Here is a 26,069-nt window from a genome sequence, read left to right on the forward strand (position 1 = left end):
TTCTTCGAAGGAGAAGCCTCATGCACGCAGTGATCCTGGCGGGAGGCAAGGGCGTCCGGCTGCGGCCCTACACCACCGCGCTGCCCAAGCCACTCGTCCCCATCGGCGACCAGCACGCCATCCTGGAGATCGTGCTGCGCCAGCTGTCCGCGGCCGGCTTCACCCGCTGCACCCTCGCCATAGGCCACCTCGGCGAGATCATCCGTGCCTATGTCGGCGACGGCTCCCAGTGGGGCATGGCGGTCGACTACGCCACGGAGGACAGCCCGCTCGGCACCATGGGCCCGCTGCTCGGCCTCAGAGACAGGCTGCCCGAGACGTTCCTCGTGATGAACGGCGACATCCTCACCGACCTCGACTACGCCGACGTGCTGCGCCGGCACCGGGCATCGGGCGCGCCGCTGACCATCTGCACCTACGCCCGCAAGGTGCACATCGACTTCGGCGTCCTCACCACGGACGCGAGCAGGGTCGTCGCCTTCACCGAGAAGCCCAGCATGGACTACCGGGTCTCCATGGGCGTCTACGGCCTCAGCCGCGCCACCTTCGACGGCTACACACCGGGCCTGCCGCTCGGCTTCGACGAACTCGTCCTCGACCTACTGAGGTCCCAGAACCCGCCGTACGCCTACGAGTTCGACGGCTACTGGCTGGACATCGGCCGCCCCGACGACTACGACCGGGCCAACGCCGAGTTCACCAGCCGCAAGTCCCTGCTGCTCAAGGGGGCCTGAGGACCGTATGCGCATTCTCGTGCTGGGCGGCACCGGATATCTGGGCCGCCATGTGGCCGCGCGGCTGCGCGCCCTGCCGGGCGCGCGGATCCTCGCCGCCGGCCGTTCCGCCACCGCCGAGTTCGGCGTCGACATCGCCGTCGACCCGGTCGAGCGGCTCGCGAAGACCCTGGCGGCGGCCGCGCCCGACGCCGTGGTCAGCTGCGCGGGCACCACCGGCGGCGACCCGGTGACGCTGGCCGAGGCCAACGCACGCGGCCCCGCCGTGCTGTGCGCCGCGTTGCGAGAGGCGGCCCCCACCGCCCGGCTGGTGCACCTGGGCTCGGCCGCCGAGTACGGTCCGGGAGTCCCCGGCACCCCGGTCACCGAGTCGGCGCCCGCCCGCCCGGTCACCCTCTACGGTGCGACCAAGCTCGCCGGCACGCTCGCGATCACCACCTCGGCCCTGGACGCGGTGGTGCTCCGCGTCGGCAACCCGGTGGGCCCCGGCGCCCCCGTGGCGAGCCTGCCCGGCCGGATGGTCTCCCTGCTCCGCTCGGCCGGCCCGAACCCGGACGCGGTCCTGCGGCTCGGTGACCTGTCCGCGCACCGCGACTTCGTCGACGTACGCGATGTCGCCCAGGCCGTGACGCTCGCCGTCACCACTCCCCGCCGTCTGCCCGCTGTTCTCAATATCGGCGGGGGAACAGCAACTGCCGTACGGGAGTTGGTATGCATGCTGGCCGGACAGGCGGGATTTCGCGGGCAGTTGGAGGAGAGCACGGGCGGCTCGGTGCGCTCCGCTCCGGTGTCCTGGCAGTGCTCGGACATCTCCGCCGCGGCCCGGGCCCTCGGCTGGCGGCCGGCCCACACCCTCGACGACGCGCTCACCGCGCTGTGGTCGGCCACGACGGAGAGCGCACCATGAGTCTGCTGGTCCCGCTGTATGTGCACCCGGCCGAGGACCCCGGCGCCTGGCACCGGCTGATCACGGCGGCCGCCCGCACCCACGCGGTCGTCCTCAACCCGGCGAGCGGACCCGGCACCGCCCCGGACCCCGCGTACACCGCGGCCGCCCGCGCGCTGCACACCGCCGGGGCCCGGCTGCTCGGGTACGTCGACACCGACTACGGCGTCCGGGACCGGGCCGACATCACCGACGACATGCGCAGGTACCAGGCCTGGTACCGGACCGACGGCTGCTTCCTGGACCGCGTGACCGCCACCCCGCAGGGCCTTACGGCCTGCCGCCGGCTGGTCCGGGAGATCCGCCGGCTGGGCGCGGCCCCGGTCGTGCTCAACCCGGGCGTCCACCCGGCGCCGGGGTACGCCCGCCTCGCCGACCTGACCGTCACCTTCGAGGGCCACTGGTCCACGTACGTCTCCGCGTTCACCCGGCCGGCCTGGACGGGCCGCCACCCGCCCGACCGGTTCTGCCACCTCGTCTACGGCGTCCCCGAGGCGCTGGTCCCGCTCGCCGTACGGACCGCACACGAGCGCGGTGCGGCGGTGTGCGGCCCGGTCACGGGCGAACCACCCAATCCATGGGCCGAGTTGACCCCGGCGCTGGGCGGGGCGCTCCGCTGAGCTGCGGGAACGGTGTGCGAAGCTGCGGAGGTCAGCATTCGCGCACCGGAGGAGAGGCGCCGGCATGGCCATCATCCACCACACCACGCTCCAGCCCACGAAGCTGGAGCTGCTCACCGGCTGGCTGCCCACCCGCCCCTGGTACCGCGGCGGCCCGGACGCCCCGGTGCTGACCAAGTCCGGCGGCTTCCGGCTGGACGACCCCGAGGGCGAGGTCGGCATCGAGTTCATGGTGGCCACCGACACCTCCACCCCCGAACCGACCGCCTATCTCGTCCCGTTGACGTACCGCGGCGCACCGCTGGAGGGCGCGGAGCCCGCGCTCGTCGGCACGATGGAGCACGGCGTGCTCGGCAAGCGCTGGGCCTACGACGGCTGCCACGACCCGGTGCTGGTCGCCGGGCTGCTGTCCCTGATCGAGGGCAGGACCCAGGCGCAGGCCCAGAGCATCGACGACACCCCCGACCACGAGGTGATCCGCTCCTGCACCGGCGCACCCTTCGCCCTGGACGGCATCACCCCCGAGCCGACCGACGACCAGGAAGGCACCCGCCTGTCCGCACCGCACGGCACGACCCTGCACGTGCACCGGGTCCTGCACCCCGTCCCCGGGCAGCCTCCGCAGCGCCCCGGGGGAGCGCTCGGCCATGTGGCACGCGGCTGGCAGGACCCGCAGGGCAACCCGCTGGCGGCCGTCTTCGTGACGCTGCGTACCGCCTGAACGGCGCGTTCACCCAACCTGCCCGGCCCGCCCGGCACCTGACGCGGCACGCCCCCGCGAAGCGTCCCGCGCCTTCTGGCATGATCCCGTCAAATCTGGCACTCTCTCGACAGTCCGACAGCCCGTGCCCCGACCCCATGAGGGCGCGGCGCACCTCTCGGTGCAGCGATCGCGCAAGCCCCGTCCGTGGCCGCCCCGGCGTACCCCCAGCCGGCCCGCGGCCATCGAGCAGGCCGGGAATCCCGGCCGCCGCAAAGGAGAAGCGTGTGAGATCGACCCCCCACAAGGCCCTCGGCGCCGGTGCCCTCACCGTCGCCGCGGTGGTCGCCCTCGTGCTCCCCGGCACGCCCGCCGCAGCCCGCCCGGCCGCAGCCCCTCCGGCCACGGCACCCGCCGCCTGCACTCCGGCGCAGATCGTCGGCAACGGCGGCTTCGAGAGCGGGACATCGCCGTGGTCGACGTCCTCCGCCACGGTCATCACCAGCCGCTCGGGACAGACCGCCCACGGCGGCAGCTCCTACGCCTGGCTGGACGGAGTCGGCAGCACCCATACCGACACCCTGAGCCAGAGCATCACGATCCCGGCCGGGTGCGACACGGCCACCCTCACCTTCTGGCTGCACATCGACACGGCGGAGACGACCTCGTCCACCGCCTACGACAAGCTCACGGCCAAGATCGGCAGCGCGACGCTGGCCACCTACTCCAACCTCGACAAGAACACCGGGTACGTGAAGAAGTCCATCGACGTGTCGGCGTACGCGGGCCGGACCGTCACTCTCTCCTTCACCGGGACCGAGGACTCCAGCCTGCAGACGAGCTTCGTGCTCGACGACATCGCGCTCGACACCTCCGGCGGCACCACGCCACCGCCGGGCGACACGACCCGCACCCCGGCCGCGCCCTCGTACACCGTGAACCTCAGCAGCGACAGCAGCGGCACCGAGTGGACCGGACACGAGAGCGCGACCTTCACCAACGCCTCCGCCACCGCGCTGAACGAGGTCTATCTGCGGCTGTGGGACAACTACCACGGCAGCTGCGACGCCATGCCGATCCGGGTCACGGGCGTCACCGGCGGCACGGCCGAGGCGCCCACCGTGGACTGCACCGCACTGAAGGTCGACCTGCCGGCCCCGCTCGCCCAGGGCCAGAGCGCCACCATCGGCTTCGACCTCGGCATCAGCGTGCCCAGCGGCGCCGACCGCTTCGGCCACGACGGCGCCTACAGCTTCATCGGCAACGCCCTGCCCGTCCTCGCCATCCGCGACAGCGCCGGCTGGCACCTGGACCCCTACACCAACAACGGCGAGTCGTTCTACTCCCTGGCCGCCGACTTCAAGGTGACCCTCGACCACCCCAGCGGCCTGCTGGTCCCGGCCACCGGCACCGCCACCGACACGCCCGGCACCAGCGGTCGTACGGTGACGACGGCGACGGCGTCCAAGGTCCGTGACTTCGCCTGGGCCGCCGGACCCTTCACCAAGATCTCCGGCACCTCCTCCGCCGGCGTCGCGGTGAACGTCTACTCCGTCGCGGGGATCAGCTCCTCCAGCGCCCAGTCCATGCTCGCCACCGCCGAGACGGCCGTGGACGCGCATGCGGGCCGCTTCGGCGCCTACCCCTACGGCGAGCTGGACGCCGTGCTCGACGACAACTACTGGTTCGGCGGTATGGAGTACCCCGGCTTCGTCCTGGACGTGGTCAGCAGTACCGCCCTCACCCACGAGATCGGCCACCAGTGGTGGTACGGCATCGTCGGCGACGACGAGTACAACAGCCCCTGGCTGGACGAGGCGTTCACCGACTACGCCACCGACCTCGCCCTCGGCAAGACCGGCGCCAACTGCTGGAACAGCGTCTCCTGGGCCTCCAGCGCCGAGAAGATCACCAACTCCATGGCCTACTGGGACGCGCACTCCTCCCGCTACTCCACCGTCGTCTACGGCTACGGCAAGTGCGCCCTGCACGACCTGCGCCGCGTCCTCGGTGACACCGCCATGGCCAAGGTGCTGAAGGACTACGCGACCGCGCACTGGTACGGCGTGTCGACCACGGCCGAGTTCAAGGCCGCCGCCCAGGCCGCCACGAGCACCGACCTCACCTCCTTCTGGACCCAGCACCACATCGACGGCTGACCCACGCACGATGGCCGGTCGTGGCAGGCACCTCCCGGGGATGCCGCCCCACGACCGGCCCGTATGCCGTCCGGGGCCACGGGGCCACCCATACGGACCAAGAACCGCCCGGGATGGCTCAGTTGGGCGGTACCCGGAGTGCGGTACCGCCCGACGACGTGTCAGATGGTCTTGTGCGAAGCTCCCTCTCCCCCCAGCGCGGCCGCGCACGCCTGGCTCTGACGGGCGTCCTGACCGGCCTTCTCCTGACCCTGTCCAGCCCCGTTGCCCAGCCCGCGTCGCCCCCGCCCGTACCCCGGCGCGGCAGTGCCTACATGGGCATGGGCGTCCTGGCCCACGACGGTCGCGCCGTCGGCGCCGACACGGCACCCCCCATCCGTGCGAACCAGCTCGAAGGCGTCGACGTCGCCAGCCACCAGGCCGCCGTCAGCTGGCCGACGCTGTGGGGCGATGCCACCAAGTGGGCGTACACGAAGGCCACCGAGGGGACGTCCTACACCAACCCCTACTTCACCCAGCAGTACGACGGCCCGTACAAGGCGGGCATGGTCCGCGGCGCGTATCACTTCGCGACCCCGGACACGTCCGACGGCGCCACTCAGGCCGACTACTTCCTGGCGCACGGCGGCGGCTGGACCAAGGACGCCAAGACCCTGCCCGGCGTGCTCGACATCGAGTGGAATCCGTACGGCGGCAGCTGCTACGGCAAGTCCAAGAGCGCCATGGTCACCTGGATCCGCGACTTCCTGAACCGCTACAAGTCCCGCACCGGCCGCGACGCGGTCATCTACACGGCCACCAGCTGGTGGACCGACTGCACCGGCAACTACGCCGGTTTCGGCAAGACCAATCCGTTGTGGATCGCCCGCTTCGCGGCGAGCGTGGGGGCACTGCCGGCGGGCTGGTCGCTGTACACGATGTGGCAGTACACCTCGTCCGGCAAGACCGTAGGGGACCACGACCGCTTCAACGGCAACCAGGACCGGCTGAAGGTCCTGGCCACCGGCTGACCCGGCCGCAGAGCCTGCCCTGGGCCGGCGTCAGCCGCAGCCCGGCCCTGCTGACGGTGTGACAGGAGCGCCCGACGTGCTCGGCCGGCCTGTCCTCGTGACACCGGCCCAGGGCACCGGCCGCGACCACACGGGTGATCAGGGCGGGCATGGCATCCGCCGATCCGGTGACCAGTGCCACGCGACTGCCGCTCATGTCCCACCCCGTTGTCATCGGTTGCCGTGTTGGAGAGCAGGCAGGGCGACTTGTCGTTGTGCGGAATGTGAATTCCGCGAAGTGGAAGTGTGTCCTCGTGGTCGGCGAGGTGGGCATAGAGGCGGCGGGCGGTCGAGCGTACGGTGTTTCGGGGTAGTGGAGGCGGGCCGCACGGTCGCACCCTTCTGGTCGGTGCCGCACGCGCAGGTGTACGCGCAGCGCGACCGGTTGCTCGCGGCGGGCCTGCTCACCCAGGTACGGCAGGAGAGCGGGCGGGGCCGGCTCGCCGAACACCGGAGCATCACCGCGCTCACCGCCGGCGTCGCCATCGGCTGCGGGCTCGCCGCCTTCGGCGCCGCGCTCGCGGTCAGCCTGCGGCTCATGTACGCCCGCGAGGTACGCCGGCGCTCCCTGCCGGCCCCGCTGCCCATACCCCGGGCGGCCACTGCGATGCCGTGACGGTGCCGTGGCGCCGGTCTCCTGCGCACCTGCGCGGCGCCCGCTTCCCGGCCCTGCCCGCTCGCGCGCTCGCGGGACTGCTGTGCTCGGTCGTCCCGGCTCGACCGAGATGCCCGCGGCGCGTCGCGTCGCCCTCGGCAGTCCGGACCCCCGACACGAGGGACCCACGCCGATCTGCTCGTCGCCTCCCCGGAAACGGAAGGCCAGCCATGACCCAACCGACCGACCCCGCCGCATCGGCTACGACGTCCACGCTCCCAGAGCTCTGAGACACCAGGGACCTCTGCGCTGCCCCAGCTCCTCACCGCGCCCCCGCACGGCCGTCCGCTCTCGCCCGGAGTGGCGCTGCTGGCCGTGGCGGTCGCGGTGATCAACCTGCTCGTCGGCAGTGTCCTCACGGTCGTCGCCCTGACCTGACACGTCCTCGGGGCCTGGCCGTCACCGGATCCGCTCAGCCCCGGACTGCTCGGTGCCGCGAGGCTGGGCACAGCGCCGGCGCTCTTCGTCCTGGGCCGCGCCGGTACCTGGCAGGAGGCGCGCACCCTCGTCCTGCCGGTCGCCGTGGTCCTGACCGGACTCTTCACGGTCAGCCTGCTCAACGCGAGCCGGCTGTACATCGCCCACGGCGGTCCGATCGTCTCGGTGCTGTTCAGCCTCGGCCGGCTGTTCACCCTCGGCCTGCTGTGCGTGGCGGGGGCGATCTGCCTCGCGGCACAGGCCTTCACCCGGTCCGGCCCGCCCGCAGAGCGTACGGCGCCCCTGCCCGGTTGGGCCAAGCCGCCGCTCGCCGTGCTCGGATCCTCCTGGCTGGGCATCGGCACGGGACTGCTCGTGCAGCCGGGATTCTGGGCCGGCTTCGTGCCCTTGCACACCAACCGCGTGGACGCGCAGGCACTCGGCGTCTGGGCCCTGGCCCTCGGCGTGGGCGTCCTTGGCTCCCTCGCCGAGGACGACCTGGCCCGTACGCGCCGCGCCCTGCTGTCCCTGCCCGGCACGGCCCTCGCCCTCGCGGTCGTCCTGGCGGCCCGCGCCCCTCACGTCGACTTGTCCTCGGTCCCGGCCTGGGCCTGATCGCCATGGTGGCCGGACTGCTGGCGGTCGGGGCGAGCGGACGGCTGCTGCTCAGGAGGAACGCGGGGCGGACAGCGGCGCTCGGCTGAAGAGCTGTCGCCCCGCTACAGCAGCCCGACGTTGGTGAGCGGGACGTTCCAGTCGTCGCTCCCCAGGTGACCATGACCGTCCCGGGGCGCGGCCGGTACCGCCGACAGCATCAGCCCGGCGATGGCAGCGGCCAAGACGGCGATGACACGACGCTTCACGATTCCTCCTCGACGGCGACAGCCCCGACCACCCTGCGCCGAACCGCCCGCCCCGCCTGCCCGGACACACCGTTCACCCTGCCGATTCAGCCGCTCGGTGGCAGCACGCGCAGTCGGCGCACATCCACCCGTGCAACCGTCGGGCACAGATCCCGGAGCCAGTCGTGGGCCCTGTCCGATACGCCGGTACGCCATGTTCCGTGCTGACCAGCTGAGATCGGCACCGCGTCCGGCCATGGGGCCCACGTCCGCACTCTCGTGGTGGACATCCTCTCCGGTGGGCGTCTGCGCCGACTCGGGCGAGACGCCGAGCTGATTCCGCAGCGCATCGACTCGCCCGCACGCCGGCCGTACTTGAAGCGGCAGGACGGCCCCCGCTCACCCCGATCAGCACCAGCAATCCCGCCCTTCCGGCGACTTCCCGTGCGGTGGTCGCGGCGCCGAGCGCAAGGCCGGTGGCCGGGTAGGGGTGAACGCTCCCCGGCGAGTCGCCCCGACGCCCCGGCGAGGAGGTCAACCCAGCCCGGGCGGCGCCCAGTCGGCGTGGCGCAGGATCGCTCGCATCGCCACGCGGGACGGGGTGAGTCGTAGCGCGGTGTTGCGCAGGGCGACGGCCAGCGGGTGGGAGAGCTGCTGGCCCATCCGGCCCGCCTGCCGTGCGGCGCGGGCGACCGCCTGTGAGCGCGGGCGGCGCTCGGCGTCGTAGCGGGCCAGGGCCGAGGTGACCGAGGGCTCATGGGCGAGCGCGGCTGCCAGCGTTGCCGCGTCCTCCAGGGCCTGGCAGGCGCCCTGGCCGAGGTTCGGCGTCATGGCGTGCGCCGCGTCACCGAGGAGCGCGACCCGCCCGGCCGTGAACGACCGCAAGGGGGTGGCCAGTTCATGGATGTCGTGGTGGAGCACGGCCTCCGGCCGGGTGCCGTCCAGGAGCTGGGGGATCGGGTCGTGCCAGCGGCCGAAGCGCCGGCGCAGCATGTCGAGCGGGTCGGCGTGGCGGACGCCGGCCGGTGCGGTGAGCACCGCATGCCACTCGGCCCGGCCGTCGGTAAAGGCGATGTGCCCGAACTCCGCACCCTCGCCCCAGGTCAGCTCGAAGTCACCGCGCAACGGCAACGGCCGTTCGGTGATGGCCCGCAGCACCGTCGAGCCGGCGTAGACCGGCCCGGGATGGTCGGGGAAGAGCAGGCCGCGCAGGCGGCTGCGGACCCCGTCGGCCGCGACGACCAGGTCCGCGTCCAGCATGTCGTCGCCGACCGGCACCCCCACCCGGTCGGGGACCGTGCGGTCCAGCTCCGTCACCGTGTCGCCGATGCGCAGACACCCGGCCGGCAGGGCCTCGCGCAGCAGACGGTGCAGGACCGACCGTCGGATGCCGACGATCGGCGTACCCAGTGCGCGTTCGAGGGCCGCGCCGTCCATCCGGCTCAGCCGACCGCCCTCGGGGGTGCGGGTGCCGCCGCTGTACTGGGGACGGGCCGCCACGCGTACCGCCGCTCCGACGCCGAGGGCGTCCAGGGCGCGCAGCCCGTTGGCGTGCAGCGAGATGCCGGCGCCCGCGTCGGCCAGGGCACCGGCCCGCTCCACCACCCGTACGTCCCAGCCGATCCGGTGCAGCCCGATCGCGGCCGCGAGACCGCCGATGCCACCCCCGACCACCACCGCCGTACCGCTCATTCCGGTCCCCCTTCGCGCTCGGTCCTCGTCACTCCGGCCGCAGCCGGTTTCTACAGGTGTAGAAGACCCTACCGCGGGTGCTCTACAGGTGTAGAAGCGGGGGGTGTAGAAAGTGGGGGTGTCCACAGACCGACGTACTCTCCTCGCCGACGCGGCCATCGGCGTGCTCGCCGACACCGGGATGCGGGGGCTGACGCATCGCGCGGTGGACCGGGCGGCACGGCTTCCTCCCGGTACCACCTCCGCCTACTTCCGCACCCGCCAGGCCCTGCTCGCCGCGCTGGTCCGGCGCCTGGTGGCGCTGGACCAGGCCGAGCTGCAGGAGGCCGGGGCCAGGGTGCCCGTGCCGCAGACCGTGGAGGAACTGGTCGCGGGAATCGTGGAGTTGACCGAGACGCGGCTCACTGGGGCGGGTCGGAGGCGTTCGCTGGCGCGCTACGCCTGTGCCGTGGAGAGTGCGCGCCATCCCGAGCTGCGTGAGATCCTGGTGCCGCGCGCGAACCTGGGGCGGCAGGTGGTGTGCGACTTCCTCGCCGGGCGGGGCGTGGCCGACCCGGCGGAGCGTACGGTCACGCTGCTGACCTGTGTGGACGGCCTGGTCTTCGACCGGCTGGTGAACGGGGGAGACGTTCGCGAGGAGGAGGTCCGGGGGCTTGTGGCAGCGGCTTTGCGGTGAGCGGTACGACGACGGCGCCGTCTCCTTGGGACGAGGAGACGGCGCCGCGCTTCTTCACACGCCCCGCGGCGTCAGACCAGCCACCCGATGAAGTGGACGAGTCCGGCGAGGATGTCGGTGAGGACGTTCATGGTCGTACTGCTCCTTGCGGTGTAACTGTGAGTGGGACCTGTGCGTCGGCCACGGTCTGCAGCCCGTCGCTCGCACACCGTAAGTATGGTCCCGTCACTCCCGTCACGGCACTCTTCCGGGTGACGATCACCTGTTCCAGGGAACAACTGATCCCGTGTTCGGATCGTGAGCAAAACCCTTGTGCAGTCGGGTAGTTGGGGGCTACGGGTGTCGACCCGTCAGTCGTCACGGCGGCACCGCACGCGATGCCCGCAGCACCGCCCAGACCACGGAGACCAGCGGTACGGCCACCACGGCACCGATCACCCCCGCGATGATGCTGCCCGCGATCACCGACACGGCGACGACGAGCGGGTGCAGCCGTACCGCCCAGCTCATCACCAGCGGATGCAGCACATGGCCCTCCAACTGGCCGATCACCACGATCAGGGCCAGTACGGCCAACGCCGTGATCGGCCCGCGTCCGGCCAGCGCGACGATCGTGGCGACGCCGAGCGCGACCGGCGAGCCGACCAGCGGCACGAACGCGGCGAAGAACTCCAGCAGCGTCAGCGGCAGCGCGAGCGGCACCCGCAGCACGAGCAGGGCGATGCCGACGAGCACGGCATTGGTGGCGGCCACGATGATGATGCCGCGCGTGTACCCGGCGAAGGCCCGCCAGGCCGCCCGCCCCGCCCGGTCCCACCCCGGACGGGCACCGCTCGGCAGCAGATGGTCGCGCATCCAGCCCCACAGCCGCTCGCCGGAATGGATGAAGAACACCGAGGAGAACAGCGCGAGCGCGACCCCGGTGACCACCTCGACGACCCGGCCCAGTCCGCTGACGGCGCGGCTGAGCAGGCTGTACCGGTGCGTGGCGATGTAGTGCGTCACCTGGTTCTCCCACTCGGACAGCCGGCCCGGACCCAGCCGGAACGGCGGCCGCCGCAACCACTCCTCGATCCGGTGCACCCCGCCGCGGAACTCACCCGCCAGCCGGGTCGACTCGCCGGCCACCGCGTTGCCCACCAGGGCCAGCAGCGCCAGCAGGAGCAGCAGACTGCCCACCAGCGTCACGGCGACGCACAACGGCCGCGGCAGGAACCGGTCGAGCAGGTCCGTCAGCGGGCGCAGTACGGAGGTGACGATCAGCGCGAGGAAGAGGGCGACGGCGATGAGCTGGAAGCTGCCGAGGACGCTGAAGACGCCGTAGACGACGATCCCGATGAGGATGAGCCGCCAGGCATAGGCCGCCCCGACGCGCAGCCAGGGCACCACCCGCTCGGCCGCCGGTACCGGCCTGGGGCGCGGGGCGGCCGCGCGCCGCACGGTGTACGCCGGCCGGCTGCCCGGCGCCCGCCCGCTGCGGCGTCGGCCGCCCGGCCGGGCCGCCCGCCGACGCGCATCGCCCACCACCGCTCTCGGCTCCTCTCCGCCACCCCGGATGACGGTCGGTCACATGGGAGAACCGTAAGCACAGCTCGGGCACGGGGCGCGCGGAAGGCGCCCGCAGGCGGTTTCCCCCGGACGGCGACGTTTCGGCGCGGCAGGAGCGGTACCATTCCCCGGCCCACGGCTTGCGGCGAGACCTACGACGAGGCAGGCTGCCCCGGCCCACCGTCCGCGCCGTCGCCGGGAATCGCGCCGTTGCCGAGGAACGTGACGGTCTCCGCGAGCGGTGCCCGGTCGATGCGGGCGAACGGCGCCGACGGGTCCGCGAAGCCGATCGACAGGCCCGCGAACAGGACCAGCCCCTCCGGCGGGGCCACCACGTCCGCGACCGTGCGGTGGTACACCGACCACGCCATCTGCGCACAGCTGTGCAGCCCCTCGGCGCGCAGCAGCAGCATCACCGTCTGCAGATACATCCCGAGGTCGGCCCACTGCGCCGCGCCCATGTCGCGGTCGATGTAGCACAGTACGAGGCACGGGGCACCGAAACACCGCCAGTTCGCCGCCACGGCCGCCCGGCGGGCCGCCGCGTCGCCGCGCCGGATCCCGAGCGCCTCGAAACGCCGGGCGGCCGCCGCCGACCGCCGCTCCCGGTAGGGGGACCCCGGCTCCGGCGGATACATCCGGTACTGCCGCTCGTCCCCCGGATCACCGGCCTCGGCGCGCTCGGCGGTGCGCTTCTTCAGCTCGTTCAGCGGGGCGCCGGTCAGCACATAGACGTGCCACGGCTGGAGATTGCCGCCCGACGGGGCGCGCGCGGCGGCGGCCAGGACCCGGTCCAGCGCCGCGTGCGGGACCGGGGCGTCCGTGAAGGCCCGCACCGCCCGCCGACTCGCCACCGCTTCGTACACATCCACCCGTACGACCTCCTGTCCGACTCCGTCTTCCGCCGTACTGACGGAGGCCGGGGCGTGGATGTGACCGTCGCATCCTCACCCTGCCGTGACCTGCTCGTGGGCCAGGGAGGGAGGCCGGCTGCCGGACGGGGGCGGACGGCCCGTCACCGGCCCGGCGCCGGGGGTCCACCCACATCGGCGCATCGCCGGTGGCGTGCGATCGCCCTGCCGAGCTCGGTCCGCTGCGGTTCCGGGAACGTCCCGCCCTGGGCGCAGACCAGGATGTGCTCGGCGAACGTCCGCAGTTTGATGTTGGTGCGCAGGGAGACGTCCCGCAGCCCCCGCCAGGCCTCCTCCGGGGCGATTCGCCCGAGGACGACCACGGCTCCGACGGCCTGGTCGATCACCGCGTGCGAGGACACGGCGCGCCGCAACTGCTGGTTCTCGTGCACCAGCCGGTCGTTGTCCGAGACCAGTTCGGTGACGGAGAGCAGGGTCAGCGGCTGGTGCCGGGAGAGGGCGAAGAAGGCCATGCCCGATTGACCCACCCGGACCCGAGGAATCGCGGCGCCGTCGCGGGGTAGGCGTCGGCGGCGGACCATCGAAGGACCCGGACACGGGCGGAGCGACGTGCGAGGTGTGCATGGCAGGAGCGGGGCTCGCGGCACCGTTGTGGGACGTCCACAACGGACAAGGGGTGCGGCAGCTGGCCGAGCTGGGGCTGGCGCTGCTGCTGTCCAGCCTGATCGGCTGGGAGAGGGCGGCCCAGCAGAAGAGCGCCGGACTGCGCACGCACACGCTGGTCGGCATCGCGAGCGCGCTGATGATGGAGGTGTCCCAGCACGGCTTCACGGCGGTCCTCGGGCTGGAGCACGTCTCCTACGACCCCTCCCGGGTCGCCGCGCAGATCGTGTCCGGCATCGGCTTCATCGGCGGCGGCCTGATCTTCGTACGGCGGGACGCCGTGATGGGTCTGACGACGGCCGCCACCATCTGGCTGACCTGCGCGGTCGGTATGGCCTGCGGCGGCGGGCTGCCCATCCTGGCGCTGGCGGTGACCGCCCTGCACTTCCTCGTGGTGCGGGGCTATCCGCTCTTCACGTCCCGGCTGATCCCCGAGACGGCCGCCGCCGGCTTCGAGGCACGGCTGACCTACCGCACCGGGTCGGCGCTGCTGCCACGCCTGATGGAGACCTGCACCCGGCGCGGCTTCCAGATCGTGCAGGTCAAGGTCGAACGGCTGCCCGGCCGCACGGACGACGCGGCCCGGGTGCTGCTGAAACTGGAGGGCGCCGAGGATCCGACGGCGCTGGCTTCGGAGCTGTTCCACGAGGAGGGCGTGCTCGACGTCGAGGTGAGCGCCGCGGCGGACGACGAATAGCGGGTACGTCCGTCGGCGGCGTCCGCGGCGGGCGATCCGGATGGCGGACGGGACCCGACGCGGGCGGACGTTTCCGCGCGGCGGTGCTTCCCGCCGCCCCGGCCAGGCGCCACGATTCCATGTCATGAACATTTTGCTCGTGGCCAGTGCGTTCAACAGCCTCTCCCAGCGGATGTACGCCGAACTGTCGGATCTCGGCCACCGTGTGGACGTCGTCCTCGCCTCGCACGGCGTGGAACAGGTCCGGGCCGCCGTACAGGAGCTGCGTCCGGAACTGGTGATCGCGCCGATGCTCAGGACGGCCCTGCCCGAGGACGTGTGGCGCGAACACACCTGTCTGATCGTGCACCCTGGGCCGCCCGGCGACCGCGGCCCCTCCTCGCTGGACTGGGCCGTGGCCGAGCGGGCCCCCGAGTGGGGCGTGACGGTCCTGCAGGCGGAGGCGGCGATGGACGCGGGCGTGATCTGGGCCGCGGAGTCGTTCCCCGTGGCACCCGTCGGCAAGAGCGACCTGTACCGCAACGAGGTCTCCGACGCCGCCGTCACCGCCGTCCGCACCGCCGTACGGCGCTACGCCGAAGGCTCCTACAAGCCCCGGCCGCAGACCGATGAGTCGATCAGCGTGGTCTGGCGCGATGCCTTCCGGCAGGAGCGCCGGCGCATCGACTGGGAGCGGGACGACACCGAGACGGTCCTGCGCAAACTCCGGGGAGCCGACTCGCAGCCGGGCGTCCGGGACGAACTCCTCGGCCGGGAGGTGTTCCTGCACGGCGGGCACCCCGAGGACCGGCTGCGCGGCCACCCCGGCGAACTCCTCGCCCAGCGGGCGGGCGCCGTCTGCCGGGCCACCCGCGACGGCGCCGTCTGGATCCCGGAACTGCGCCCCCGCAAGAATTCCGGCGACCCCGCGCCCTTCCGCCGCCCGGCCGCCTCCGTGGTCGCCGCCTGGGAGCCCTCTCTCCAACTCCCCGAAGCGCCCGTCCCGCTGAACCTGCCCGCCGACCGGCGCACCTGGACCGACATCCGCTACCGGCAGCGCGATGACGTCGGCTTCCTCGGCTTCTCCTTCCCGGGCGGCGCGATGAGCACCGACCAGTGCCGGCGGCTGCTCGCCGCCTACCGGCACGCGCTCTCGCACCCCACCCGGATCCTCGTGCTCGGCGGGGACCGCGACTTCTTCTCCAACGGCATCCATCTGAACGTCATCGAGGCGGCGCCGGACCCGGCCGAGGAGTCGTGGACCAACCTCCTCGCCATGGACGACCTGGTCGAGGCGGTCCTGCGGACCACCGACCGGCTGGTCGTGGCCGCGCTCGCCGGCAACGCGGCGGCCGGCGGCGCCATGCTCGCCCTCGCCGCCGACGAGGTGTGGTGCCGTACCGGTGTCGTCCTCAACCCGCACTACCGGCGGATGGGCCTGTACGGCTCGGAGTTCTGGACGTACACCCTGCCCCGCCGCGTCGGAGCGGAGCACACCCACCGGCTGACCACCGAGGCCCTGCCCGTCAGCGCCGCGTCCGCCGAACGGCTGGGCCTCGTGGACCGGCTCGTACCGGCCGCACCCAGGGCCTTCCCGGCCGAGGTCCAGGCGTTGGCGGCCGAACTCGCCTCCTCACCCTTCGTGGACGCACGGATCGCCGCCAAGTCCGCGGCCCGCGCCGCAGGCGAGGTCGAACGCCCGCTCGCCACGTACCGCGAGGCCGAACTGGCCCGCATGCACGCCCTCTTCTTCGACCCGGAGGCTCCCTACCACGCCCTGCGCTCCGCCTTCGTCCGCAAGACCCCGTCCGGCTCGCCGCGGCCCCTGACCCCGCCCGCCGGAGACGTCCGGTGACACCGCGCCTCCTGGTGGCGGGCGTCGGCAACATCTTCCTCGCCGACGACGCCTTCGGCCCCGAAGTGATCCGCGCCCTCGACGAGCGCCCGCTGCCGCCCGAGGCACGGGTGCACGACTACGGCATCCGGGGCATGGACCTCGCCTACGACCTGCTCGACGGGTACGACACCGCCGTCCTGGTCGACACCGCGCGCCGCGGCCACGACCCCGGCACCCTCTGCCTGATCGAGGCCGAACCGCCGGACGGCACCGCCGTGCCCGAGGCCCACGGCATGGACCCGGCGAAGGTGCTGGCCCTGGCCACCCGCCTCGGTGACGAGCCCCTGCCCCGCGTCCTGGTGCTGGCCTGCGAGCCCGAGGTGCTGCCGGCGGGCGACGCGGACCTCCAGCCGGGGCTCAGCACACCGGTCCGGGCAGCGGTCGGCCGGGCCGTCGACGCCCTGCACACGCTGATCCCGGCCCTGCTCGCCGACCCCGCCGCGCCCGCACCCCCATTGGGCCACCCGGTGGAATCCGCGCCCGCGCGCTCGGCTGCGCTGCCCGGCACGGCGGCCCGGTGAGCGGAAGATCGTTGAGGTCCGGGCCGCACGGAAGCGTCCCGGGCCCCGCCGCCGCACCCGAGGAGCAGCGCCCATGTGCCGGTCCGACGTCAGACAGGCCGTCCTGGCCAAGAACGACGACCTGGCCGCTGGGCTGCGCGACGACCTCGCCCGGGAGGGCGTCACCGTCGTCAACCTGCTGTCCAGCCCCGGCAGCGGAAAGACCGAACTCCTCGGCCGGGTCCTGGCCCGCGCGGTGGAACAGGGCGTCCCGGTGGCCGCCCTGACCGCCGACCTGGCCACCGAGAACGACGCCGTACGGCTGGCCCGCTCCGGCGCCCCCGTGCAGCAGCTCCTCACCGACGGACTGTGCCACCTGGAGGCCCGCCAGCTCCGCGCCCGGCTGACCGGCTGGCTGCCGGCGGACACCTCCGTGCTCTTCGTGGAGAACGTCGGCAATCTCGTCTGCCCGGCCGCCTACGACCTCGGCGAGACCCTGCGGGTCGTGCTCATGGCGGTCACCGAGGGCGAGGACAAACCACTGAAGTACCCGACCGCGTTCGGCTCCGCCCATCTGGTCGTGATCACCAAGACCGACCTCGCCGAACCGGCCGGCTTCGACGAGAGCGCCTTCCGGACCAATGTGCACCGGGTCAACCCGGGCGTGCGGATCGTACGGTCCTGCGCCCGTACCGGCTCCGGAGTCGGCACCCTCCTGGACCGCGCCCTCGCCGCCCGGGACGGCACCCTGCACCGGCCGCCCCTCGCGCCGCATCCGCACGGCCACCACCACACCAGCGGCGCTCCCGCCGTATGACCGCCCCCGCCACCGGCCTCGTGCGCCGCCGGATCACCGTGCGGGGAACCGTGCAGGGCGTGGGCTTCCGGCCGTATGTGCACCGGCTCGCCGCCGGCCTCGGCCTGTCCGGGTTCGTCGGCAACACCGGCGACGGCGTGCTCGTCGAGGTCGAGGGGCAGACGGACGAGGTCGACCGCTTCTGCGCCGCGCTGGCCGAACAGCCGCCGCCGCTCGCCGCCGTGAGCGGCATCGCCGGTGAGAACCTGCCCGTCACCGGCGACACCGGTCCCTTCGCGATCCGCTCCACCGAGCGGGCCGGGGGCCGCACCCACCTGCCGCCGGACACCGCGACCTGCGCCGACTGCCTGCGCGAACTGGCCGATCCGGCCGACCGCCGGTACCGGCACCCGTTCGTCACCTGCACCCACTGCGGCCCGCGCTTCACCATCGCCATCGCGATGCCGTACGACCGCGTGGCCACCACCATGGCCGGCTTCCCGATGTGTCCGGACTGCTCCCGCGAGTACGCCGCCCCCGCCGACCGGCGCTTCCACGCCCAGCCGGTCGCCTGCCCCGGCTGCGGGCCGCGGCTCACCCTGATCCCGGCCCTGAGCGGCCTGCGAGCGGCACAGGGCGCGAACGCCCTCGCCACCGCGCGGGCGCTGCTGGCCGCCGGCCGGATCGTCGCCGTCAAGGGACTCGGCGGCTACCACCTGGCCTGCGACGCCACCGACGAACGGGCCGTGGCCACCCTGCGCAGCCGCAAGGAACGGGGCGGCAAGGCCTTCGCGGTGATGTGCGCGGACCTCGCCACCGCGGAGCGGCTCGCGGTCCTCTCCGCCGCCGAGCGGGCCGCGCTGACCAGCGCCCGCCGCCCCATCGTGCTGCTCCGCAGACGCACCGCGGCGCACGGCCTCCGCCTCGCCGGCCAGGTCTGCCCGGGCAACCCGCACGTGGGCCTGCTGCTGCCCTACACCCCGGTCCACACCCTGCTGTTCGGCCTGCCCGGCGATCCGCCCGGCCCCCGGACGCTGGTGATGACGAGCGGCAACCGCTCCGGCGAGCCCATCGTCACCGACGACGCCGAGGCGCTGACCCGGCTGGCCGGACTGGCCGACGCCTGGCTCACCCACGACCGGCCCATCGCCGCGCCGTGCGACGACTCCCTGCTGCGGGTGCGCCCGGACGGCACCGAACAGGTCCTCAGACGCTCCCGCGGCTACGTCCCCCGCCCGCTGCGCCTCCCGGTCCCGGTCCGCCCCACCCTCGCCATCGGCGGAGACCTGAAGAACGTCCCGTGCCTCGGCGAGGGCGATCACGCCTGGTTCGGACCGCACATCGGTGACATGGGCGCACTGGCCACCCTGGAGGCCGCCGAGCGTGCCGAGCGGCATCTGATCCGCCTGACCGGCGTCAGCCCCCGGCTGGTGGCCGCCGACCGGCACCCCGGCTACCACTCGACGGGCCGGGCCCGGCGTCGCGCCTCGCGGATGCCGCTGCGGCTGGTCCAGCACCATCACGCCCACATCGCCTCCGCGATGGCCGAGCACGGCCTGCCCGGCACCACCCCGGTGATCGGCGTCGCCTTCGACGGCACCGGATACGGCGACGACGCCACCGTGTGGGGCGGTGAGATCCTGCTCGCCGACTACACCGGCTACCGGCGCTTCGCCCACCTCACCCCGGCCCCGCTGCCCGGCGGCGACGCCGGCGTGGCCAACCCCTGCCGGCTGGCGCTGGCCCGGCTGTGGGCGGCCGGTGTGGCCTGGGAGCCGGATCTGCCGAGCGTTCGGGCCTGCACGGACGGCGAACGCACCGTGCTGCGGCAGCAGTTGGAACGGCAGGTAGCGTGTGTGCCGACGTCCAGCATGGGCCGTCTGTTCGACGCGGTGTCGTCCCTGGCCGGTGTGTGTCACCGGGCGGGATACGAGGCGCAGGCCGCGTTGGAGCTGGAGGCGGCGGCGCTGGCGGCCAGGGACGCGGACGGTGTGGCGTACCCCTTCGGCCTCACCGGTGCGGACGTCCTCGCCTGCGATCCCACGCCGATGCTGAGGGCCCTGCTCGCGGACCGGCGGCGCGGCATCCCCGCACCGGTCCTGGCGGCCCGCTTCCACCGCGGCGTCGCCCGGGCCGTGGCCGAGATCTGCCGGCGCGCCCGCGCGGAGACCGGACTGACCACCGTCGCCCTCACCGGAGGAGTCTTCGCCAACGCCCTGCTGGAGGAGGAGACGGCCGCGCTGCTCACCAGGGACGGGTTCGCGGTCCTGCGGCACCGTGAAGTCCCCCCGAACGACGGAGGGCTGGCGCTCGGTCAGCTCATGGTCGCGGGAACGGCAACCCACCACGAGACGGAGTGACCCATGTGTCTGGCAGTGCCCGGCAAGGTCGTGTCCATCGACCATCGAGCCGACCCCATGACCGGGCTGATCGACTTCGGCGGAGTGCGCAAGCGGGCGTGCCTCGAGTACGTGCCCGACGTACGGGTGGGGGAGTACGTCATCGTCCACGTCGGCTTCGCCCTGCAGCGCCTGGACGAGGAGTCGGCCCGGGCGTCCCTGGAGCTGTTCAAGCAACTGGGGCTGCTGGAAGAGGAGTTCGGGGATGCCTGGGAGCAGGCGGCCCGGCAGGAGAGCGGGAGTGAGGCCCGGTGAAGTACATCGACGAGTTCAACGATCCGGACCTGGCGCGCCGGCTGCTGGACGAGATCCATGCCACGGTCACCCGTCCCTGGGCGCTGATGGAGGTGTGCGGCGGCCAGACCCACTCCATCATCCGCCACGGCGTCGACCAACTCCTCCCGGAACAGGTGGAGTTGATCCATGGCCCCGGCTGTCCGGTGTGTGTCACGCCGCTCGACGTCATCGACAAGGCCCTGGAGATCGCCGCCCGCCCCGAAGTGATCTTCTGTTCCTTCGGGGACATGCTGCGCGTGCCCGGCACCGACCGCGATCTGTTCCGGGTCAAGGGCGAGGGCGGCGACGTACGCGTGGTGTACTCACCGCTGGACGCGCTCGACCTCGCCCGCAAGAACCCGGACCGCCAGGTCGTGTTCTTCGCCATCGGCTTCGAGACGACCGCCCCCGCCAACGCCATGGCCGTCCACCAGGCCCGCCGCCTCGGCCTCGGCAACTTCACCCTGCTGGTCTCCCATGTCCGGGTCCCACCCGCGATCGAAGCCATCATGCGGGCACCGCAGTGCCGGGTGCAGGCCTTCCTCGCCGCCGGGCACGTCTGCAGCGTGATGGGCACCGCCGAGTACCCCGAGCTCGCCGACCGGCACCGCGTGCCCGTCGTCGTGACCGGCTTCGAGCCGCTGGACATCCTCGAAGGCATCCGCCGTGCCGTCCGTCAACTGGAGCGCGGCGAACACCGGGTGGAGAACGCCTACCCGCGCGCCGTACGCGAGCAGGGCAATCCGGCCGCCCTGAGCATGCTGGAGGAGGTCTTCGAGGTCACCGACCGCAACTGGCGCGGCATCGGGCCCATCCCCGCCAGCGGCTGGCGGCTGTCCGAGACCTACCGGGACTACGACGCCGAACACCGCTTCGACGTCACCGGGATCCGCACCGAGGAGCCCGCCGTGTGCCGGGCCGGCGAGGTGCTGCAGGGGCTGATCAAGCCGACCGAGTGCGAGGCCTTCGGCAGGGCCTGCACCCCGCGTACCCCGCTCGGCGCCACCATGGTCTCCAGCGAGGGCGCCTGCGCCGCCTACTACCTCTACCGCCGGATGACCGACGGCCCGGCACCGCGGGGATCCCGCATCCCACGGGAGGAGCTGAACACCGTTGGCTGACCTCGCGACCGAAGCGGCCGTGGACCCCGCGAACTGGACCTGCCCCGCACCCATGCGCGACCAGCCGGTCGTCGTCATGGGCCACGGCGGAGGCGGTGCCCTGTCCGCGGAACTGATCGAGCAGGTCTTCGCCCCCGCCTACGGCAACCCCACCCTGGCCGCCCTCACCGACTCGGCCGTCCTCGACCTCGGCGGCGCCCGGCTGGCCTTCTCCACCGACTCCTACGTCGTACGCCCGCTGTTCTTCCCCGGCGGCAGCCTCGGCGACCTCGCCGTCAACGGCACCGTCAACGACCTGGCGATGAGCGGCGCCCGGCCCGCCTACCTGTCCACTGCCTTCGTGCTGGAGGAGGGCGTGCGGCTGGAGGTCGTCGGCCGGGTCGCACAGGCCATCGGCGCGGCGGCCGAAGCCGCCGGCGTCACCATCGCCACCGGCGACACGAAGGTGGTCGAATCCGGGCACGGCGACGGCGTCTATGTCACCACCGCCGGCGTCGGCCTGGTACCGGACGGTGTCGACATCCGCCCGCAGCGCGCCCGGCCGGGCGACGCCGTCATCGTCAGCGGACCCATCGGGCTGCACGGCGTGGCCGTCATGAGCGTCCGCGAGGGCCTGGAGTTCGGCGTCGAGATCGCCTCCGACACCGCGCCGCTGGCCGGCCTCGTGGCGGCCATGCTGGCGGTCACCAAGGACGTCCACGTCCTGCGCGACCCGACCCGGGGCGGGCTCGCCGCCTCCCTGAACGAGATCGCCCGCGCCTCCGGTACCGGAGTCCGGCTGCGCGAGCGGGCCGTCCCGGTCCCCGACGCGGTCGCGAACGCCTGCGGGTTCCTCGGCCTGGACCCGCTGTACGTCGCCAACGAGGGCCGGCTCGTCGCCTTCGTGCCCCCGCGGCACGCCGAGGCCGTCCTCGCGGCCATGCGCGCCCACCGGCACGGCGCCGGAGCGGCGGTCATCGGGGAGTGCGTCGAGGACCACCCGGGCATGGTGGTCGTCGCCACCGGCCTCGGCGGCACCCGTGTGGTGGACCTGCCGCTCGGTGAGCAGCTGCCCCGGATCTGCTGAACGGCCGCCCGGCCCCGCCCTCAGGCCGGGGCCGGGTCAGTCACCCTTCGAGGCCCGAGATCTCCAGCTCCCGGCCGCCGCGCAGCTCCTGCGAGGGCCGGTCGCAGGACGGGCACCAGAAGAACGGCGGCATACCGACCGCGAACTCCTCGGCACACCCGCCGCACCAGGCCCGCGCGGGCACCTGCTCCACGACCAGCCGCGCCCCGGCGAGCGCCGTGCCGTCGCGGGCCACCTCGAAGGCGAAGCGCAACGCGTCCGGCACGACCCCGGCCAGCTCCCCGACGCGGACGGTCACCGCGGTCACCCGGTCCGTCCCGTCCGCGCGGGCGATCTCCCCGGCCTGCTCCACGATCGCGGTCGCGATCGACAACTCGTGCACCCGCGGCTCACGGATACCGGCGGTTGGCGCGCAGCCCACCGGTCATCCGGTAGATGCGCAACTCCCGCATGATGCTGGGCAGTTCCCTGACGAACACGGCGGCGCAGAGGGTGCCGACGAGCGCGACCTGCGCCACGAGCAACTGCCGTCCCGACATCCCCGCACGCGCGGTCCTGTGTCTCCTGCCAAGGTTCATGGCGGTCACTTCCTGCTCTCTCATCCCGGGGAGATGTTCGGCATGTCCTGCACCAGGGCGTCATGCCGTTTGGAGTGGATACCGGTGGAACGGCGCGCGTCGGAGGTGCCGTCCCTGTGATGTCCGGGCTGATGCTGGTAGGGGCCCTGGTTGCCCTGATGCAGTCCCCGCACGTGGGACGGCGTGTCGGGCTTCGCCTGGGGGCGGCCCACGCGGATGCTGCCCATGTCGGTTCTCCTTCCGGGTCTCACGACCGCTCGGTCAGCTCCTTGAAGAACTGTTCTACGGCCGGCCAGACCCGTCCGCCACCCGACAGCCCCCGCCACTCGCGGCGCACCAGGGCGATCATCCGGTAGCAGTCGTCGACCGGCACGATCCAGTGTTCGTCGAGGCCGCGCACGGTGTTCACGAGCAGCGCCTCCACGTCGGGAGCCATGGACGCGAGCGGTGGGGCCGTGCCGGCCAGCCGCCGCCAGGCCGCCGCGTCCACCTCCCAGCGCATGGCCCCGGCGGGGCTCGGCCCCTGCGCGGTGACCGTGCCGTCGGAGCGCGGGACGAAGAACACCAGGCCCACCGGGACGCCCAGCAGCCCCGTGTCGACCGGCGGCAGCCGCAGCCGCCGCCGGGGCACCAGCCGGTAGCGGCCCGCCGCGTCGTCGGCGAACAGCACCGAGCAGGGACGGCACACACACCGCACCTTCGCGGCATCGATGTCGTACAGATGGGCGTGTTCCTCGGCCACGCGGGCGGCGCACAGCTCGCAGACCTCGGCCTCGGCCGTCGCCGCGCGCCGGCCCGCGGAGCGGATGACCCGGGCCAGTGCTCCGTCCACGGTCACCGCGCCTTCTGCGGCACGGCCCGGCGCCCGATCGTGCTCAGCGGTACGAAGGCCGGTGCCGCCCGGCGCTCCTTCGGCACCGTCTCCACCGAGGTCAGCTCGGGGGCGACGGCCAGCACCGCCGCCCGGACCGCCTCGGTGACGTCGAGGGAGCCGGCGCCGCACCCGGAGCCGCACCCGCCGCCGGAGCTCAGCCGCACCCGCGCCACCTGCCCCTCGACGCCGGCCCACTCCAGGTCACCGCCGGCTTCACGCACCGCGGGCCGCAGCTTCTCCACCGCACGAGCGGCTCGGCGCTCCGGGGACTCGGGGTGGATCCCGTGCAGGACCAGCAGATGCCCGGCCAGCTCGTCGTCGGCGAGCCGCTCCTGCAGCCGCTCGTCCGCGTGGTCCAGCACCCGGGCGAGCGCCTCGCCATAGACCTCGGTGAGCAGCCGGACCGCCTCCAGGGCCGGGCCGGGCGTGGCCTCCAGCGCGGCCAGCACCTCGTCGAGACGGGCGAGCCGTGCCTCCACCACCGGGTCGGACAGCCGTCCGGCATCAGCCATGGTTCGCCCCGTACGTCGGCGAGTGCACCGTGGTCAGGGTCTTGCCCTTGCCCATGTACATGTGCACCCCGCAGGGCAGACAGGGGTCGAAGCTGCGCACGGTGCGCATGATGTCGACGCCCTTGAAGTCGTCCGGCCCGTTCTCCTCGAAGATCGGCTGGCCCTGGACGGCGTCCTCGTACGGGCCCGGGGTGCCGTACATGTCGCGGGGGCTGGCGTTCCACGGGGTCGGCGGGTACGGGTGGTAGTTGGCGATCTTCTTGTCCCGGATCACCAGGTGGTGGGAGAGCACACCGCGCACCGCCTCGTGGAAGCCGCAGCCGATCGACTCGTCCGGCACCTCGAAGTTCTCGTACACCTTCGTGTCGCCGCTCTTGAGCATCCCCATGGCCTCCTCCAGGAACTGCAGGGCCATGGCGGCGGCGTAGGCGATGAAGTACGGCCGGGCGCGGTCCCGTTCGAGGGTGTTGCTCCACTTCGGGATGCGCCACTCCAGGGTCGTCTCCGGCAGCGTCTCGCCCTTGGGCAGGGTGATCCGGACGGTGCCGTCGGCCGCCTTGACGTACGGCGTGTCGACCAGGCCGCTGAGCGCGGTCGACCAGAGCCGGGCGAGCGGCCCGCCGCCCGTGTCCAGGGCGAGGTGCTCGCCGCTCTGCGGGTTGTACCAGCGCGGGCTCATCACCCAGCTGTAGTTGCCTTCGAAGTCCCGTTTCTGCGGCACCGGCACCGTGGTCTGGTTCCACGGGTGGCGCATGTCGACGGGGTTGCCGAGCGGGTCGTGGGTGACGAACGGCTCCTCGTTCACCCAGTCCTCGTAGAACGAGCTGCCCAGCATGATGCGCAGCCCGAGGTTGATGTCGATCAGGTTGTTGGTGACCAGCTCGCCGTCCACGATGATGCCCGGGGTGACGTACATGGCCCGGCCCCACTCGTTCATGGTGGCGTAGCGGTAGTCGACCACGTCCGGGTTCTGGAAGGCCCCCCAGCAGCCCAGCAGGACGCGCCGCCTGCCGACCTCCTCATAGCCCGGCAGCGCCTCGTAGAAGAAGTCGAAGACGTCGTCGTTCATCGCCACCGCCTTCTTGATGAAGTCGATGACGCGCATGAGGCGGCTGAGGTAGTCGGTGAAGGTGTTCGGCTGCGGCATCGTGCCGACGCCGCCCGGGTACATCGTGGAGGGGTGCACATGGCGCCCCTCCATCAGGCAGAACATCTCCCGGGTGATCCGGCTGACCTTCAGCGCCTCCTTGTAGACCTCGCCCTCGAAGGGGTTGAAGGCCTTCATGATGTCGGCGACGGTGCGGTAGCCGTGGACGTCCCCGCGGGGCGCGTGGGTGCGCTCGGCGCGGGCCAGGACACCGGGGTTGGTGGCCTTGACCATCGCCTCGCAGAAGTCCACGAAGACCAGGTTGTCCTGGAAGATCGTGTGGTCGAAGATGTACTCCGCCGCCTCGCCGAGGTTGGTGATGTGCTCGGCCAGCTTCGGCGGCTTGACGCCGTAGGCCATCTGCTGGGCGTAGTTGGAGCAGGTGGTGTGGTTGTCGCCGCAGATACCGCAGATCCGCGAGGTGATGAACCCGGCGTCGCGCGGGTCCTTGCCCTTCATGAACACCGAATAGCCGCGGAACAGCGACGAGGTGCTGTGGCATTCCATGACTTCCCGGTTGGCGAAGTCGATCTTCGTGTAGATACCCAGGTTGCCGATGATCCGGGTGATCGGATCCCAGGACATGTCCACGATCTGGGCGGGTTTGCGTCCTGCGGCACGGGACTCGGTGGTGGTCATCTGCGGTGGTGCCCC

Annotated in this window: 28 protein-coding genes; 17 read left to right on the plus strand and 11 right to left on the minus strand. The window is 72.7% G+C overall.

Annotated elements, in window-relative coordinates:
- Positions 1-20 precede the first annotated feature (20 nt).
- The 8 genes from AB5L52_RS41590 to AB5L52_RS41625 all read left to right on the plus strand — a co-directional run bounded on the left by AB5L52_RS41590 (position 21) and on the right by AB5L52_RS41625 (position 7,895).
- The gene (locus tag AB5L52_RS41590) at positions 21-734 is read left to right on the plus strand and encodes an NDP-sugar synthase (RefSeq protein WP_369368327.1); all 714 of its coding nucleotides are present in this window, start codon (positions 21-23) and stop codon (positions 732-734) included.
- A gap of 7 nt (positions 735-741) precedes the next feature.
- The gene (locus tag AB5L52_RS41595) at positions 742-1,641 is read left to right on the plus strand and encodes an NAD-dependent epimerase/dehydratase family protein (RefSeq protein WP_369368328.1); all 900 of its coding nucleotides are present in this window, start codon (positions 742-744) and stop codon (positions 1,639-1,641) included.
- Positions 1,638-2,300 carry a spherulation-specific family 4 protein gene (locus tag AB5L52_RS41600; RefSeq protein WP_369368329.1) on the plus strand — a complete coding sequence of 221 codons (663 nt, stop codon included), beginning with the start codon at positions 1,638-1,640 and terminating at the stop codon, positions 2,298-2,300. Before AB5L52_RS41595 ends, AB5L52_RS41600 begins: the two co-directional genes overlap by 4 nt.
- Before the next feature lie 64 nt (positions 2,301-2,364).
- On the plus strand, positions 2,365-3,021 hold the full coding sequence (locus AB5L52_RS41605; RefSeq protein WP_351023287.1) for a 1,4-alpha-glucan branching protein: 657 nt from the start codon (positions 2,365-2,367) through the stop codon (positions 3,019-3,021).
- Positions 3,022-3,287: 266 nt separating this feature from the next.
- Positions 3,288-5,159 (plus strand): M1 family aminopeptidase, encoded by a 1,872-nt coding sequence (locus AB5L52_RS41610; protein ID WP_369368330.1) that lies wholly within the window; start codon positions 3,288-3,290, stop codon positions 5,157-5,159.
- Between the two features lie 173 nt (positions 5,160-5,332).
- A complete protein-coding gene (locus AB5L52_RS41615; RefSeq protein WP_351023292.1) occupies positions 5,333-6,169 on the plus strand; it encodes a lysozyme in 837 nt (278 codons plus the stop codon).
- Between the two features lie 388 nt (positions 6,170-6,557).
- Entirely contained in the window at positions 6,558-6,824 is a 267-nt protein-coding gene (locus tag AB5L52_RS41620) for a hypothetical protein (RefSeq protein ID WP_369368331.1), read from the plus strand.
- Positions 6,825-7,385: 561 nt separating this feature from the next.
- Positions 7,386-7,895, plus strand: coding sequence for a hypothetical protein (locus AB5L52_RS41625; protein ID WP_369368332.1), 510 nt, complete (start codon positions 7,386-7,388; stop codon positions 7,893-7,895).
- 104 nt (positions 7,896-7,999) lie between these two features.
- On the opposite strand, the gene AB5L52_RS41630 is transcribed toward AB5L52_RS41625, so the two are convergent.
- Together AB5L52_RS41630 and AB5L52_RS41635 are read right to left on the minus strand one after the other, a co-directional pair.
- A complete protein-coding gene (locus AB5L52_RS41630) occupies positions 8,000-8,143 on the minus strand; it encodes a hypothetical protein (RefSeq protein WP_351570048.1) in 144 nt (47 codons plus the stop codon).
- A gap of 513 nt (positions 8,144-8,656) precedes the next feature.
- Positions 8,657-9,814 carry an FAD-dependent monooxygenase gene (locus tag AB5L52_RS41635; RefSeq protein WP_369368333.1) on the minus strand — a complete coding sequence of 386 codons (1,158 nt, stop codon included), beginning with the start codon at positions 9,812-9,814 and terminating at the stop codon, positions 8,657-8,659.
- 118 nt (positions 9,815-9,932) lie between these two features.
- On the opposite strand from AB5L52_RS41635, the gene AB5L52_RS41640 reads away from it, so the two are divergent.
- A complete protein-coding gene (locus AB5L52_RS41640; RefSeq protein WP_351570054.1) occupies positions 9,933-10,490 on the plus strand; it encodes a TetR family transcriptional regulator C-terminal domain-containing protein in 558 nt (185 codons plus the stop codon).
- Positions 10,491-10,847: 357 nt separating this feature from the next.
- Here the strand turns inward: AB5L52_RS41640 and AB5L52_RS41645 are convergent, their stop codons facing one another.
- The 3 genes from AB5L52_RS41645 to AB5L52_RS41655 all read right to left on the minus strand — a co-directional run bounded on the left by AB5L52_RS41645 (position 10,848) and on the right by AB5L52_RS41655 (position 13,422).
- Entirely contained in the window at positions 10,848-12,017 is a 1,170-nt protein-coding gene (locus tag AB5L52_RS41645; protein WP_369368334.1) for an AI-2E family transporter, read from the minus strand.
- Positions 12,018-12,190: 173 nt separating this feature from the next.
- Entirely contained in the window at positions 12,191-12,910 is a 720-nt protein-coding gene (locus tag AB5L52_RS41650; RefSeq protein WP_369368335.1) for a nitroreductase, read from the minus strand.
- 143 nt (positions 12,911-13,053) lie between these two features.
- Positions 13,054-13,422: an ANTAR domain-containing protein gene (locus AB5L52_RS41655; RefSeq protein ID WP_351023317.1), complete on the minus strand. Its 369-nt coding sequence runs from the start codon at positions 13,420-13,422 to the stop codon at positions 13,054-13,056.
- Between the two features lie 110 nt (positions 13,423-13,532).
- Between AB5L52_RS41655 and AB5L52_RS41660 the strand changes: the two genes are divergently transcribed.
- The 8 genes from AB5L52_RS41660 to hypE all read left to right on the plus strand — a co-directional run bounded on the left by AB5L52_RS41660 (position 13,533) and on the right by hypE (position 22,304).
- A complete protein-coding gene (locus AB5L52_RS41660) occupies positions 13,533-14,270 on the plus strand; it encodes an MgtC/SapB family protein (RefSeq protein ID WP_351570063.1) in 738 nt (245 codons plus the stop codon).
- Between the two features lie 124 nt (positions 14,271-14,394).
- Positions 14,395-16,104: a hydrogenase maturation protein gene (locus tag AB5L52_RS41665; RefSeq protein ID WP_351023322.1), complete on the plus strand. Its 1,710-nt coding sequence runs from the start codon at positions 14,395-14,397 to the stop codon at positions 16,102-16,104.
- Positions 16,101-16,667, plus strand: a complete 567-nt coding sequence (locus AB5L52_RS41670; RefSeq protein WP_369368336.1) for a hydrogenase maturation protease — start codon at positions 16,101-16,103, stop codon at positions 16,665-16,667. The genes AB5L52_RS41665 and AB5L52_RS41670 overlap by 4 nt, the downstream gene beginning before the upstream one ends.
- A gap of 73 nt (positions 16,668-16,740) precedes the next feature.
- A complete protein-coding gene (gene hypB / locus AB5L52_RS41675) occupies positions 16,741-17,463 on the plus strand; it encodes a hydrogenase nickel incorporation protein HypB (RefSeq protein ID WP_369368337.1) in 723 nt (240 codons plus the stop codon).
- Positions 17,460-19,802, plus strand: a complete 2,343-nt coding sequence (hypF, locus tag AB5L52_RS41680) for a carbamoyltransferase HypF (protein ID WP_369368338.1) — start codon at positions 17,460-17,462, stop codon at positions 19,800-19,802. Before hypB ends, hypF begins: the two co-directional genes overlap by 4 nt.
- A gap of 3 nt (positions 19,803-19,805) precedes the next feature.
- Positions 19,806-20,096, plus strand: coding sequence for a HypC/HybG/HupF family hydrogenase formation chaperone (locus AB5L52_RS41685; RefSeq protein ID WP_369368339.1), 291 nt, complete (start codon positions 19,806-19,808; stop codon positions 20,094-20,096).
- Positions 20,093-21,238, plus strand: coding sequence for a hydrogenase formation protein HypD (hypD, locus tag AB5L52_RS41690; RefSeq protein ID WP_369368340.1), 1,146 nt, complete (start codon positions 20,093-20,095; stop codon positions 21,236-21,238). Before AB5L52_RS41685 ends, hypD begins: the two co-directional genes overlap by 4 nt.
- Positions 21,231-22,304 (plus strand): hydrogenase expression/formation protein HypE, encoded by a 1,074-nt coding sequence (gene hypE, locus AB5L52_RS41695; RefSeq protein WP_369368341.1) that lies wholly within the window; start codon positions 21,231-21,233, stop codon positions 22,302-22,304. Before hypD ends, hypE begins: the two co-directional genes overlap by 8 nt.
- Positions 22,305-22,344: 40 nt before the next feature.
- Here the strand turns inward: hypE and hypA are convergent, their stop codons facing one another.
- Genes hypA through AB5L52_RS41725 form a run of 6 tightly spaced genes read right to left on the minus strand, consistent with a single transcriptional unit; the run spans position 22,345 to position 26,054 of the window.
- Entirely contained in the window at positions 22,345-22,686 is a 342-nt protein-coding gene (gene hypA / locus AB5L52_RS41700; RefSeq protein ID WP_351023338.1) for a hydrogenase maturation nickel metallochaperone HypA, read from the minus strand.
- 7 nt (positions 22,687-22,693) lie between these two features.
- On the minus strand, positions 22,694-22,906 hold the full coding sequence (locus tag AB5L52_RS41705) for a hypothetical protein (RefSeq protein ID WP_351766353.1): 213 nt from the start codon (positions 22,904-22,906) through the stop codon (positions 22,694-22,696).
- Positions 22,903-23,109 (minus strand): hypothetical protein, encoded by a 207-nt coding sequence (locus AB5L52_RS41710; protein ID WP_351023343.1) that lies wholly within the window; start codon positions 23,107-23,109, stop codon positions 22,903-22,905. The genes AB5L52_RS41705 and AB5L52_RS41710 overlap by 4 nt, the downstream gene beginning before the upstream one ends.
- A 20-nt stretch (positions 23,110-23,129) precedes the next feature.
- Complete coding sequence (locus AB5L52_RS41715) at positions 23,130-23,720, minus strand: DUF5947 family protein (RefSeq protein WP_369368342.1); 591 nt, start codon at positions 23,718-23,720, stop codon at positions 23,130-23,132.
- Positions 23,717-24,268, minus strand: a complete 552-nt coding sequence (locus tag AB5L52_RS41720; RefSeq protein WP_351570087.1) for a NifU family protein — start codon at positions 24,266-24,268, stop codon at positions 23,717-23,719. Before AB5L52_RS41720 ends, AB5L52_RS41715 begins: the two co-directional genes overlap by 4 nt.
- Positions 24,261-26,054: a nickel-dependent hydrogenase large subunit gene (locus AB5L52_RS41725; RefSeq protein ID WP_351023351.1), complete on the minus strand. Its 1,794-nt coding sequence runs from the start codon at positions 26,052-26,054 to the stop codon at positions 24,261-24,263. Before AB5L52_RS41725 ends, AB5L52_RS41720 begins: the two co-directional genes overlap by 8 nt.
- Positions 26,055-26,069: the final 15 nt, after the last annotated feature.

The organism is Streptomyces sp. CG4 (assembly GCF_041080655.1).
Classification (GTDB): Bacteria; Actinomycetota; Actinomycetes; order Streptomycetales; family Streptomycetaceae; genus Streptomyces.